At 67.3% G+C, this 12,705-nt stretch carries 13 protein-coding genes and 1 pseudogene; 8 read left to right on the top strand and 6 right to left on the bottom strand.

The annotated features are described in order from the left end of the window. Positions 1–28 precede the first annotated feature (28 nt). Positions 29–1,012 carry a hypothetical protein gene (locus tag F1D05_RS28095; RefSeq protein WP_185443450.1) on the top strand — a complete coding sequence of 328 codons (984 nt, stop codon included), beginning with the start codon at positions 29–31 and terminating at the stop codon, positions 1,010–1,012. 54 nt (positions 1,013–1,066) lie between these two features. Here F1D05_RS28095 and F1D05_RS28090 read toward each other — a convergent pair whose 3' ends face one another. Continuing rightward, complete coding sequence (locus F1D05_RS28090; RefSeq protein WP_185443449.1) at positions 1,067–5,059, bottom strand: S8 family peptidase; 3,993 nt, start codon at positions 5,057–5,059, stop codon at positions 1,067–1,069. 161 nt (positions 5,060–5,220) lie between these two features. On the opposite strand from F1D05_RS28090, the gene F1D05_RS28085 reads away from it, so the two are divergent. Continuing rightward, the gene (locus tag F1D05_RS28085; protein ID WP_185443448.1) at positions 5,221–6,240 is read left to right on the top strand and encodes a LuxR C-terminal-related transcriptional regulator; all 1,020 of its coding nucleotides are present in this window, start codon (positions 5,221–5,223) and stop codon (positions 6,238–6,240) included. Beyond that, a complete protein-coding gene (locus F1D05_RS28080; RefSeq protein WP_185443447.1) occupies positions 6,227–7,234 on the top strand; it encodes a helix-turn-helix transcriptional regulator in 1,008 nt (335 codons plus the stop codon). The genes F1D05_RS28085 and F1D05_RS28080 overlap by 14 nt, the downstream gene beginning before the upstream one ends. 106 nt (positions 7,235–7,340) lie before the next feature. Here the strand turns inward: F1D05_RS28080 and F1D05_RS28075 are convergent, their stop codons facing one another. Then, a complete protein-coding gene (locus tag F1D05_RS28075) occupies positions 7,341–7,937 on the bottom strand; it encodes a DUF2867 domain-containing protein (protein ID WP_246486035.1) in 597 nt (198 codons plus the stop codon). Between the two features lie 93 nt (positions 7,938–8,030). On the opposite strand from F1D05_RS28075, the gene F1D05_RS28070 reads away from it, so the two are divergent. The 4 genes from F1D05_RS28070 to F1D05_RS28055 all read left to right on the top strand — a co-directional run bounded on the left by F1D05_RS28070 (position 8,031) and on the right by F1D05_RS28055 (position 10,372). Continuing rightward, a complete protein-coding gene (locus tag F1D05_RS28070) occupies positions 8,031–8,579 on the top strand; it encodes a TetR/AcrR family transcriptional regulator (RefSeq protein ID WP_206685856.1) in 549 nt (182 codons plus the stop codon). 245 nt (positions 8,580–8,824) lie between these two features. Continuing rightward, a complete protein-coding gene (locus tag F1D05_RS28065; RefSeq protein WP_185443445.1) occupies positions 8,825–9,304 on the top strand; it encodes a TetR/AcrR family transcriptional regulator in 480 nt (159 codons plus the stop codon). Beyond that, positions 9,304–9,630, top strand: coding sequence for a TetR family transcriptional regulator C-terminal domain-containing protein (locus F1D05_RS28060; RefSeq protein ID WP_185443444.1), 327 nt, complete (start codon positions 9,304–9,306; stop codon positions 9,628–9,630). The genes F1D05_RS28065 and F1D05_RS28060 overlap by 1 nt, the downstream gene beginning before the upstream one ends. A gap of 43 nt (positions 9,631–9,673) precedes the next feature. Next, positions 9,674–10,372 carry an HNH endonuclease family protein gene (locus F1D05_RS28055; RefSeq protein ID WP_185443443.1) on the top strand — a complete coding sequence of 233 codons (699 nt, stop codon included), beginning with the start codon at positions 9,674–9,676 and terminating at the stop codon, positions 10,370–10,372. Between the two features lie 81 nt (positions 10,373–10,453). On the opposite strand, the gene F1D05_RS39105 is transcribed toward F1D05_RS28055, so the two are convergent. The 4 genes from F1D05_RS39105 to F1D05_RS41050 form a co-directional block, all read right to left on the bottom strand. After that, positions 10,454–11,230, bottom strand: coding sequence for a winged helix-turn-helix domain-containing protein (locus F1D05_RS39105; RefSeq protein WP_206685855.1), 777 nt, complete (start codon positions 11,228–11,230; stop codon positions 10,454–10,456). 96 nt (positions 11,231–11,326) lie between these two features. Continuing rightward, positions 11,327–11,629 carry a response regulator gene (locus F1D05_RS39100; RefSeq protein ID WP_206685854.1) on the bottom strand — a complete coding sequence of 101 codons (303 nt, stop codon included), beginning with the start codon at positions 11,627–11,629 and terminating at the stop codon, positions 11,327–11,329. 83 nt (positions 11,630–11,712) lie between these two features. After that, the gene (locus F1D05_RS28045) at positions 11,713–12,342 is read right to left on the bottom strand and encodes a hypothetical protein (RefSeq protein WP_246486034.1); all 630 of its coding nucleotides are present in this window, start codon (positions 12,340–12,342) and stop codon (positions 11,713–11,715) included. Positions 12,343–12,430: 88 nt separating this feature from the next. Beyond that, entirely contained in the window at positions 12,431–12,616 is a 186-nt protein-coding gene (locus tag F1D05_RS41050; protein ID WP_246486973.1) for a hypothetical protein, read from the bottom strand. On the opposite strand from F1D05_RS41050, the pseudogene F1D05_RS43200 reads away from it, so the two are divergent. Continuing rightward, positions 12,570–12,701, top strand: a pseudogene (locus F1D05_RS43200) (amidohydrolase family protein); the annotation flags it as partial. The gene F1D05_RS41050 and the pseudogene F1D05_RS43200 overlap by 47 nt on opposite strands. Positions 12,702–12,705 lie beyond the last annotated feature (4 nt).

Raw genomic sequence — 12,705 nt, 5'->3', positions numbered from 1 at the left:
TGAGTACATTCCAAACCTGGAGGTCATATTGACCCGTTCGTTGTCCACCGTGCGGCTGTTCGCCGCCGCGCTATTCACAGCCGTCACCGCAATCGGTGGCGCAACTTCCGCTCATGCCGCGGATCCGGGGTGCCCGTTTCCGGCCATCACCGATGTGGTCGCCGTCCAGAACGAAGGTGCCGACTACTTAGCCGGAACGATCGAACCGGGTGCGGGCTGCCCGACCTACGGCACCCTGACCAGGGTCGGCGGCACCGAAGAATCGCCGGTCGGCGACGGTAGCGGGTTCGTGCTGCCGCTGGGTACCAGGACGGGAGAGTGGTACCTGTCATCGTTCACCGTCATCGACCTCAATGGTGGTCCCAGCCACACCGAGACCTTCCCGCCGATCGCCCCCTACGTGGTTCGCGTCGTCAACCTGACTCGGATCCGGTCCACCTCGCCCGAGCAGTACGTCGGCTACGGCACACAGGTCACGGTGTCCGGCGTGCTCGAGGGCCGGACCGATGCCACCGGATGGCAGCCGCTGCCGAATCGCACCCTGTCGGTGCTGCAACGCCTGCCCGATCCATCACCCCTGTCGGTGACCACCGACAACCTGGGCGCCTACACCGCGACCGTGCGGGCATACGTCACCGATGCGGCGGGGGCAGCGCTCTTCGCGGGGGACGACACCTGGAACCGCAGTTCGAGTTATTCCGGAGTCCAGGTACATGCCCTGGTGAGCGCCACGGTCAACGACTCCACACCGGCTGTGCGGCAACCGGTGAAGGTCACCGGGAAGGTCAGGCCGGGTGCGATGCCCGTGTGGCTGGAGCGCTGGCAGCACGACGCCTGGATCAAGGTCACCGACACCACCATGGCCGATGCCCAGGGCAACTACCTGCTGCGCTACCGCCCCAACTCAACAGGCACCCACAAGCTGCGCGTGTGGACCGACGGCACCAACCCAGACAGCCGTGAAGGAGTCCTTCCGTACTGGCAGGAGCTCACCATCACCGCACACTGGTGACCCACATCGGGCGGTAGGCACAGGGAGGTGTGCCTACCGCCCGATCGGGATCGGTCAGCGGAGGTTGAACGCCCGCTGAGTGGTTTGTTCGATCTGGTTGCCGGCGGCATCCCATGCTTCGACCTTCAGGCTGACCGCGCCCTTGGTCGCCGTGAGCCTGGGATAGATGGCGGCCGCGGTGAAGCTGCCGTCCTTACCCGGAATCAGCAGAGCCTGCTTCCAGTGCGCCCCATCGTCGGTGCTGTACCAGAGCTTGGCGCCGGTGATCTTCGGCAACGGCGCGGACGACGGTGCGTGGTACGCGTTCACCTTGAACCTGTGCAGACCACCGGCCCGAACGGTGTTGTCCATCGCCTGACTCGCCCCGAGGTCATAGCTGACGAATACCAGCCGCTCCGGCCGGCAGGGAGCAGTGGATTCCCCGTTGGTCACGAAGGACTCCACGCAGATGTACCCGGGCTTCGTGACGTCCTTGCCGACCGTGCCCGAACGGAAGTTCCAGGTGGCCCTGGTGTTCAGGTCGTCGACGGTCAGCCGGTAGCTCTTGGATGCCTTCGGCAACGTATACCCGAAGGTCCCCGGCAGCGGACTACCGATCGGGAGCTCCTTGCCGTCGGCGTACAGGTGGGTGTCGTCCGGCGAGAAGCCGGCGGCGTCCCACTGCCCGGTGCCGTTGGCGCGGACGAAGAACGGATAGAAGTTGTCGCCCTGGCGGCACAGCGCGCAGACCGCGAAGAGGTTCTGCGAGATCTTCGGCACGGACGGATCCGGTACGGCGTACGCGGCGTCCGGTGCGGTGATGGAACCGGGCGTCGTCAGGCCGACGTTACGTCGTTCGGTGACGTGGACCGGCCGGTCGAACACATGCAAGGACCACCAGGCAGCCGCCGAACCGTCGGCCGGGATCAGCTCCCGTTCATGGACCACATCCGGGTACAGCGGGCCGACGTACTGGTGCCGGATCGTCGGTGTCTTCACCGGCGGAATCTCGGACACCGACCAATAGACCTGGCCACGCGTGAAAGCCGTGGTGATCGCGGCGGCGGCGTCCGGCTTGGAGGCGTGCAGTTCCATCGTCACATCGGCCAGGTCCTTGCCGGTCAGCCGGTAGTGCAGCGAGGCCGGGATGCGCCCCTTCTCGAACGTGAGCAACGAGTAGGTGTAGGGCGCGTCTTCCTGCGGAGTGGCGCTGACCTTGAGCTTGACCGCCTCGTGGGTCAGCCGGTCGGCGAGTGCGCGCCCCTCCAGCGGAGGTAGCGACAGATAGGGAATGCCGATCTCGGTGCTCGCGTCGTCATCGGTATTCACCGGACTCTCCGGGATGTTCGGGCCGTTGAAGCAGACCCCGAGCTGCCCCGACGGCCAGACCAGGATGCCTGCGCCACCGGCGTCCCGGATCGCATGGATCCGGTCCATCCGGACGGCGCACGTCTGATCGTCATCGAGCAAAGCCAACTTGCCGCGGAGGTCCTTCCCGGCCAGGTCCGCCGGCTTGCCGACGCCTACGTCGACTACACCGAGCGTCTGGGTGCCCTTGAAGTGCAGGTCAGCGGTGAAGAGGCCACCGTTCTGGTTTTCCCCGACGTGGGGATAGACGACAGGGTGCAGGGCGATCGGTCGGCGGCCCTGCATGCTCAGGACTGTTTCCGGCGGCCCGTACTGCGTGGCGTAGGTGAGCAGGAAACTCCCCTTGGTCACCTTTTTGGTAGGCGTCGCGTACGCGAGCACGAACGGCGCGGCGTCGAATCCGCTCACCCAGGTCGTTCCGTTGATCGCGGTGCGCTCCACCCGCAGGTGGGTACTCCCGGGCCCTGGTATCGGTTCGGAAGGTTTGGGGGTGCTGTAGGTAATTCGCTGTGCCTTGCGGGCATCGAGTGTGACCGTGGTGTCGCCGTTGACGGTCACCCCGGGGTCGACCAGAGTCGCGAGCACCGGCAGGTAGGACTTGTCGATCCACATCTGGAACTGCAGCACGCTGTAGACGCCGGCCGGCACCTTCACCTCGCTGATGCCTTGGGAGACCGCCCGCAGCGTGCTGTCCACGCCGCCGCGGTCACCGGTGACGTCGACCACGCTGGAGCCCTCGGGCCACGCCAGGTTCCCGTCGGGGCCCAGCGTGCGGATGGTGAGGGTGACCTTCGGAGGCTCCCGGACGAGGCCGACCGGAGTGGACAGCCGTACGCCGGTGGCCTCGTCGGTAGCAATGACGGCACCCGTGTAGGTGGCGACAGCGAGATCGGCGGAGGCGAGTGTGACGGTCACGGCGGCCGTGCCGTTCGCAGGCACCTCGATGCTCTGGGCAACTGTCAGTGCGGTGGTCGCCTCTTGCCCGCCGACGGACTTGAGGACCGGCGCCAGCTTCAGCGTGACGGGCTTGCCGGTGAGGTTGCCGTAGGTGAGCTCCTTGGTGGCTGGCGCCTGGCCGGCGTCGACCGATCCGTAGTCCAGGTTCGCGGTGGTGGCGAACACCTGCTGGGTGTCGGCACGGCCGATGTCGACCCGGCCGGACCCTTGCTGGTAGACGGTGAAGCCATCGTCCTTGGAGGTGCTCATCAGCGCGGCCTTGAGCTGGCTGGCTTTCCAGTCCGGGTGACGCTGGGCGAGGATCGCGGCCGAACCGGCAACGTGCGGCGTGGCCATCGAAGTACCGGAAAGCGTTGTGTACTTGTCGTTCACCGGCGTACCTAGGCTGGTTCCCGCCGCGCGCGCGGCGACGATGTTCACGCCCGGGGCCGCGATGTCAGGCTTGAGAGCCGAGTCCAGCCGGGGGCCGCGACTGGAGAAATTGGCGAGCCCGTCGCTCTTGTCAGTGGCTGCCACCGTCAGCGCCGCGTCGGCCGCACCTGGAGACGCGACCGTGGATTCCTCTGGTCCCGCGTTGCCCGCGGCGATGACGAACAGCGTGCCGGTTGCCGCGGTCAGGTCGTTGACGGCCTGGCTGAGCGGGTCCGTACCGTCACTCGGGCCACCGCCGAGGCTCATGCTGACGACCTTGGCGCCGCTCGAGGCCGCCCATTGCATGCCGTCGATGATGCCGGACTCGTCGCCGGATCCGCCGTCGTCGAGCACCTTGCCGATGATGAGCCGAGCGCCGGGTGCGACGCCTTTGTACCTACCGCTCGAGGCGGCGCCGGAGCCGACGATGGTGGAGGCGACATGCGTACCGTGTCCGTTGCCGTCCGTGATCGTGTCGCTGACGAACGACTTGGACTCGACGACCTTGCCTGCCAGGTCCGGGTGAGTGGTGTCGACGCCGGTGTCCAGGATGGCGACCTTCACGCCGGTGCCGTCCTGGCCCGCGGCCCAGGCGGTCGGTGCGCCGATCAGCGGCACACTCACATCCAGGTCCGCTTTGACCTTCTGGTCCAGCCAGATCTTGTCCACTCCGCCGGAAAGCGCCGCTGCTTTTCCTGGCGCCGCGGTCAGGTTGCGAACACCGGCCCAGAACGTCCCGGCCTGTGCCTTCGGTACTTCGAGCGCCGATGCGTGAATGCTGGACAGGTCGTGCGTCGGCACACTGGCAGGCAGAGCCGCCGCAGCAGACCGTACGGCGTTCGCGGACCTGCCGGCCGGATATTGAACGATCAGCGGAACCTGCTTGACCGCGTCGTCGGTGTAGCCGTTCTCGGCCAGGTAGGTGACGTTGAACAGTTGGCGGTCCAGTCGCCCCGCCTGTACTGCGGCTGTCGCGTCGCTGGGGATGACGAGCATTCCGTCCGGACCGGCCTGCGTGAAGAAGGTGGGGGTCGGTCCGTCGGCCCGATGCGCGGCTTCGGTGGTGACCGCGTAGTGGCCGCCGGATTCGGTCAGCTTGACCCGGTCGCCGGTGATCAGGGTGACGGTGTGCGACCCGGAGCTCAGGCCTTTGAGGCTGATCAGCTCGCTGCCTGGCGACTTCGTCACAGCCTGCGTGACGGGCGCCGCAGTACCGGCGAGTGATGGCTTCGAGGAGGTGGCGAACGCGGTCGAGGTCAGGCCGGCGACGATCGCGGCGGCGGCGACGATCGCCGTCGTCCTTCGGTGGTGTAGTCCGGGCGGTGTTCTCATGCGGTGCTCCCAGGGATCGGAGTTCTCGCGCAAGCAGCGGAGCGGAGGGACGGATGTCGTGTTCGAAGATCGCACCGCCGTAGCCGTTGACGGAACGGGTTTGCCCACCGGGTTCACGCCATTGGCGAGAATCCGGTGGTCGGGGCGCGGCTTCCCGGGCGATGATCGATACCGTGCTCCAAGCCCTCGGACTGTCCACGAACGAGCAGGCCCTCTATGAGCTGCTGCTCGCCCAGCCGCCGATCACCCTCGAAGGACTCCACGCGCTGACAGCCGGCCGGGTCTGGGCCGTCGACGCCGAAGCGGCCCTGCGCGGACTGGAAGAACTCGCGCTGGTCACCCGGCTGCCGACGGACCCGCCCCGCTTCGCCGTCGTGCCCGTCGATGCCGGCCTCGAAGCGCTGCTCGCCGCGCGGGAGCAGGCGCTGGTGGCTGCCCGGCAACGAATGAACCAGCTCGCCGTCCGCTACCGCCAGGCGGCGATCACCGAGGACCCGCTCGACCTCGTCGAGGTGGTCCACGGCCGCGAGGCGGTCCAGGCCCGGTTCAAGGAGCTCTACCGAACGGTTCGCACCGAGATGCGCGGAATCGACGCCCCGCCCTACCTCGCCGATCCGCTGGACGACAACGGCGAGGAGCTCAGGCTGCTCCGCGAAGGTGTCCGTTACCGGGTGCTGTACGACCGGCAAGCAGTTGGCCTGCCCGGCCGGACCCCCGCGATCGAGCGTGGCGTCGTCATCGGCGAGGAGGCCCGCGTCACCGACGTGTCACTCAAGCTCCTGCTCAGCGAGACGGCGGCGATGGTTCCACTGCGCAGTCAGCCGGTCGATCTCGAGACCTGGCTGGTGATCCACGACTCGGTCCTGCTCGACGCCATCTCGGAACTCTTCGAGATGTACTGGGAACGCGCGGTACCGCTGCACAGTAAGCAGGAGCAGCCCGTCATGGCCGGCCATGACGCCCCGAGCGAGACCGATCGGGCGCTGCTGTCCCTGCTCGCGGCCGGGCAGACCGACCAAGCCATCGCCGACAGCCTCGGCTGGCACGAACGCACCGCTCATCGGCATCTCCGGGCGATGATGCAGCGCCTCGACGCGGCGACCCGTTTCCAGGCCGGCTACCAGGCCGTACGCCGCGGCTGGCTGACCGAATCGGGAGGTGGCACGGATGCCGCGCGATGACCTGCCCTTCGACCCGCCGATGGGACTGCAGGCGCTCGGTCTCACCGCGGCCGAGGACGCCGCCTACGAACTCGTCGTCGACCGGCCACCGTCCACGGTGAGCCAGCTCGCGGCCGACTGGGATCGGGCCGAGAAGCTGCAGCCGGTGCTCGACGGGCTGGAGAAACTCGGCCTGGTCCGACGATCGATGCTCAAGGCCCCCACCTACGCTGCGGTCTCGCCCGACATCGCGATCGACACCCTGCTGCTGGACAGCGAGCAGCAACTCCATCGGGCCAGGCAGTACTCCGACCAACTGGCCGGCATCTACCGGGAGCAGGTGGCGCGAGCCGGGCCCGGATCCGTCATCGAGATCGTCACCGGCAATCGGCCCATCAGGCAACGGCTGCTGCAGATCAGGCGCAGCGCGCGAAGCGAGGTCTGTTACCTGGCCGGGCCTCCCGACGTCGACCTCGGCGACGGCCCGTCCGCCGGGACCTTCGCAAGTGGAGTGAGCTATCGCACCATCTATGACAGCGCGTACGTCGAGCAACCCGAAGCACTGGCCGACATCGAACAACTGATCCAGACCGGCCGCCAGTCGCGAGTCCTGCCGAAGCTGCCGCTGAAGCTCTACCTCTGCGACGGACGCTTGGCAGTCCTCCCGTTACAGCGTGAACCCGGCACCACTCCGGCAATCATCATCGTGCACCCCTCCACCCTGCTCGATGCCCTCGGCAACCTCTTCGAAGGGCTCTGGCAACGCGCCCTCCCCCTGGATCTGGCAGGCGCCGGTGCCCGAACCCCCGAGAACCGGTCTTCGGTCGACGACCAGCGCGTCATCGCCCTGCTGCTGTCCGGACTCACCGATGAGGCCATCGCCAGGCAACTCGCCGTGAGCTATCGAACGGCCCAACGCCGGATCGCCTCCCTGATCGACCGTCTTGGCGTTCATACCCGCTTTCAAGCGGGCGTCCGGGCGGCCCTGCGCGACTCACCCCCGACCGACCACTAGCCTCGGCGTTCGACGCGACAGCCGAGCCCGACCCACGCCACCAACCCGCCGGAACACCGAAAACACCAACCATCGGCAACACGCCGGAACCCATGAAATTTCGAGGCTAACCGGGCGACTGCTCGCGGTCACGCCAGGCTCGTTCCCATTGCCGGGTCAACGCCGGGTAGATGATCAGGTAGCGTAACGGCGCGATGGCAGCCATATAACGCCGCCCGAACGATCCGTTGGGTTTGACCAGCACGGCCATTCGCAGTTCGTAGTCGTCGTTCTCACCCTGCAGCCAGCCAAGATGCATCACGGTGTGGACGGTCTTGTTCGCCATCTCGCGAGCGGCCTCCCGTTCCAGCTCATAGATCGGCTTGAGCGGCATGCGGTCACTGTCCGGCCCGGTGGAGGCAGTGCGAAGGTCGCTGGGCAACCGGTCGCGAAGCGAGGCGATCCGGTGACCGATGCCCGCCGACGACTTGTCCCAGCCGAAGAGGGCGCCGAGCTTCCAACGCACAGCGAACAAGAACTTCGCCGGCCAGGGCTGCTTGTCGAGCCCACCGGCCGCTCGCAGGGCGGCGAGCATGGCCGGAAAGTCGTCGGGCCCGGCGCCGGGCGTGCTGAAGGACCACACGTCTTCGACTGTGAAGTCCGCTGTCACCTCGTGAATGCGCCATTTCGCCTCGGTGTGGGCGATCGCTTCGAGTCGGGACACGATCCAGCCTCTCATTTATACGATGCCGTATAATTAGCCTGTACGGTACCGTACAACTTCAACGCGATCAATGGAGGTGGACCGATTCCCGCCGTGGCCCGCACACCACGAGCCCGTTGGATCGAGGCGGGTCTGGTAGCCCTCACCCGAGGCGGACCCGACGCGGTCCGGGTCGAGGCGCTGGCCGCCGAACTCGGCGTGACCAAGGGCGGTTTCTACGGGTACTTCGATGGCCGTCCCGCGTTGCTCGTCGAGATGCTCGACGAATGGGAACGCCGCTGCACCCAGGAAGTCCTCTCCCATGTCGACGCTGAAGGTGGCGACGCCGCCACCCGGATCCGGCGCGCGGGTCAGCTGACCTCCTCGGAAGACTTCCACCAGATCGATCTCGCTGTCCGGGCATGGGCACGCCACGACGAATCCGTTGCGGCGAGACTGCGCCGGATCGACACCGAGCGGATGGATTTCCTGCGCGCGATGTTCGGCACCTTCATCACCGACCCGGACGAGATCGAGGCACGCAGCATCCTCGCGTTCGCGCTGGCAATCGGTCGCCACTTCATCGCTCTGGACCATCCCGGCCGTACCAGACTCGAAGCGATCCAACTAGCCGGCGAACATCTCTTACGCCCACCGAAATGAGGATCGCCCCCAGGGTCACCGTCGAGGGTCCGGCCCTCCGAAGTGACCCTTCATGGCTCGCGGATGCCCGTTCCGCGTTCCGGTAGCGGTCCCGAAGTTGAGGTACACGGGTACGCCAGACATGGCGCCAGATGGTGAACATCCGCGAACCGCATACGCGGCAATCCTGTCGAGGTACTCCGCGCGGCCATGCGCCGGCGACAGGTCGCACCGCGCTCGCTCAGCCCGCCCTGCACCGGGTGGATATGAGCATCCACGAACCCCGGCAACAGCAGCCCGCCTGCCAGATCGACCACCCCAGCGGTGTCTTGAGCAGCCGAGGCGAAGGCCGCCGGGAGGCAGTCCTCCGGGTCGCGCGCGACGTCCTGGTGAAGGAGGGCTACGACCAGTTCGTACTGCGTCGCGTGGCGGCCGCGGCCGAGATGAAACTGGGCAACCTGCAGTACTACTTCGCCACCCGGGACGACCTGCTGGAGGCGGTGATCCGGGCGCAGTTCGAGCCCGACCTGACCGCCCTGCGGGTGGCGACCGACCTCCCTGACGACGACCTCGCGATTAGGGCGTGTCTCCAAACCCTGTGCAGTCGCGAGCAGGTGCTCGGTGCGGTAGCTCGGTGTGCTGGAGTGAAGGCCTCGATGTTCTTCCATCGTGGCCTTCACTCCAGCACACCGAGGTGCCGCACCGAGTGCCGCGCAGCACGCACAGGGTTTGGAGACACGCCCTAGTGCCGGGCCTGATCAGCAACTGGACGACCGGAGCCGGGAGTGTCTTCGCAACCCTGTCGCTGCTGGCTTTCCACCAGGACCGGTTCCGCGAGCTGAACCGCGAGATCTACGAGGCGTTCTACGACCAACTGAGCGGCGTGATCGAGCGCGCGGCCGGCGAGGTGACGAAGGCCGAGATCGCCTCTCGGGCCAAGCTCATCACGGCGATCCTGGACGGTGTCGCGGTCCAGACGAATGCCGCACTCGGAGTAGGCAGCGACGCGCAGGGCGAGTTGCTGGATCGGGCGACGGTGCTGGTGATAGAACTCGCCAGCGGACGACGGTGACCGGTCGTCTCCTCCTGCCCCGAAATGAGCGCTGCACCCGCCGATGACATCTGCCAGCCGCCCCGTTGCCCTGTTCGCCTCACTGATTCTCCTCACCACCGGTTGTACCTCGCTTGACCAACAGCCGGCCGAGCCCGCCGGTACTTCGGCAAACTCGATCCTGGCCGAACTCGCCACTGTGAAAGTGGTGTCGAGCCGGCCTAAAGTGAAGGGTTACAGCCGCGAGTGCGGTAAGAAGGGCGCCTGCTCGTTCGGTCAGGCCTGGTCCGACAACCACGCCGGGGCGGGCGGTCACGACGGTTGCGACACCCGCGACAACGTCCTCGCCAAGCAACTGACCGCGGTGACCTACAAGGCCGGCACCCGCCAGTGTGTGGTGATGTCCGGCACGCTGCTGGATCCGTACACCGGCCGGACGATCAGCTTCCGGAAGGCAGCCGCCAGCAAGGTGCAGATCGACCACATCTACCCGCTGTCCCGCGCCTGGGACCTCGGCGCCTCGACCTGGCCGGAGCAACGCCGGATCGACTTCGCGAACGACCAGACCGACAACCTGCTGGCCGTCGACGGCTCCACCAACGCCAGCAAATCCGACCAGGGCCCCGGCGAATGGCTCCCCCTCAACAAGTCGTTCCGCTGCCCCTACGTCGCCCGTTACCTCCACGTCGCCGCGAAGTACAAGCTCCCCATCACCCGCGACGACCAGCAGGCCGCCCAGATCCTCGCCAAAACTTGCACCTGAACCCTGCCGCAGCTGTGTTCGGCTACGGGGAGGCGAGGGTGAGGTGGACCGAGGAGCCGGTGGGGACATTGGGGTGAATGGTCAGCCGGCCGCCGGCCGCCGGCTGCTTCGGCACAGCGGCGGGCGATGTCGAGGCCCAGGCTGGTTGAGCCACGGTCGCTGCGGGCCGCGTTCACCGGACCCGAGGGGGATGCCGGGGCCCTCGTCCGCGACGACGATCAGTACGCCGGCGTTGCCGGCTACCTGTTGTCCGGTGAGGATGATGCGGGCGGGGGTGCCGTCAGGAGTGTGTGCGACGACGTTCTCGACGAGGGCGTCCAGGGCGGCGGCGAGATCTTCGGCTGACGACCTCACGTCGGCCGGTGGGGTTGGCAGATCGAGGGTGAGTTCGCGGCCTTGGTCCTCGAACAATGGCTCCCAGAAAGCCGCTCGTTGACGAGTGACCGCAACCGCGTCGCAGTGCGGGACGCGGCCTTCGCGCTGCGGTCTTCGGGCTGCGCTGATGACTGCCGTGAAGGTGCGTTCGAGGCTGTTCACCTGGACGTTCAGCTCCTCGGCGCGGTCGCGGTCCGGGAGGGCCTCGACCTGGAGGCGGAGCGCGGTGAGCGGAGTACGGAGTCGGTGGGAGAGGTCGGCGACCGCTTCTCGTTCGACCGCGATCACCTCATCGATACGGTCCGCCAGGCCGTTGTCGCCGCCACCCCACGGCAGGCCCCAGACCTCGGCCAGCAGTTCGCGTTTGGTGACGACGGCACCGGGGCGTCGGGCCAGCGCGACGAGGAGGTCGAACTCCTTGCGGGTCAGGTCGACCGGCTTCCCGTCGACGGTGACTTCGCGGCTGCGCGGGTCGATCGACAACCCGCCGACGCTGAGCGCGGCTTCCTCCTGCTGATCGGCGCCGCCGCGTCGTAGTACGGCGCGAATCCGTGCGTCGATCTGGGCCGAGCTGAACGGCTAGATGACGTAGTCGTCGGCACCCGCGTCGAGGAGGCGGACCACGCTGGCGTCGTCGTCGCGGGCGGTCGCCACGATGACCGGAACGTCGCTTACGGCGCGGACCATCGCGAGTACGTCGCGACCGTCGAAATCAGGGAGACCGAGGTCGAGCAGCATGACGTCGGGACGATCCCTGGCGACCGAAGCGACCCCGTCGGCGCCGGCGGCCAAGGCCGTGACGACATGCCCGGCCGCGGTCAGGGACTTCCCCACCGAGGTCCGGATCGCGTCGTCATCCTCCACCAGCAACACCCGCGCCATACGCCGAACCTAGACGGCACGTCCCCACAACACGCCCCATCAACGCTCCAGCCCGTACGACGTACGCGGCGCCGGCGCGTGGCTCAGGACTCCAGGGCGGGTTTGGGCGCCCGTAGGCCGGTGGCGCGGAGTTCGAGGTCGGCAAGTTTGGCGATGACTGTGGAGTCGCCTTCGCGCCAGGCCGCGACCGGGTCGTGGGAGATCTTCGCGAGCTTGTGCATCGGCTGGTTCGCCATCGCCCGGAGCGCGAACAGATCCAGGTCGGCCGCGTTGTCGATGAACTTCCGCGCCGCGGTCGCCCGGCGCGAGAACCGGATCCGCCGCGGCAACCAGATCAGCAACGCGAACAACACCGGCAGCCCGATCGTCACCGCAGCCAGCAGATAGGCCAATTGCTCCACCGCATGCGCCTGATCCCGCCCCGCCTCGGCAAGCTTCGCCGCCGCCTTCGCAGCACCGTCGATCGGCGCCCGTAGCTGGTCCCCCACCAGCGGCACCTTGCCGACGGGCTCGGACATGTTGTGCAGATCCCCTGCCAGCCCGTCGCCCGCCTCGGCAGCCTTCCGCCCGGGGTATCCCAACGCGTTGGTGATCTTGAAGACCGTCAGCCCCAGCGCCGTACAGAACGCGATCCAGCCCACCAGCAGCAGATCTCCGAACACCTGCCCGAACCGCTGGGCCCCCACATCGGAGTAGAGCTTCACATCCGTCATCTCCTCGATCACTCAGGGCTAGACCTCACTCATGCCCAACTCCGGGCATGGCGACACTACTGACTCGCGTGGCATACGGAAGCTACTGTCAGCAGATGTTGGCTCTTGCGGTGGGCGGGGTGTTCGACGGGGTGGAGTACTCCGGCGGCGGGGCTGTGGTGCTTGTCGAGGGTGGGCGGATCTCGGCGGTGTTGCCTGCCGAGTCGGAGGTTCCGGCTGGGTGTGAGGTGGTCCGGTACGAGGACGCGACGCTGCTGCCCGGGCTGATCGACACCCACGTGCATCTGTGTTGTGACAGCGGGCTGGGGGCGCTTGACCGGATTACCGACTTCAGCGACGACGAACTGGTCGCGGAGATCGAGA

This window comes from Kribbella qitaiheensis (genome assembly GCF_014217565.1).
Taxonomy (GTDB): domain Bacteria; phylum Actinomycetota; class Actinomycetes; order Propionibacteriales; family Kribbellaceae; genus Kribbella; species Kribbella qitaiheensis_A.
The sequence above is the reverse complement of the archived record's forward strand: the minus strand, read 5'-3'. Positions and strand labels throughout refer to the sequence as shown.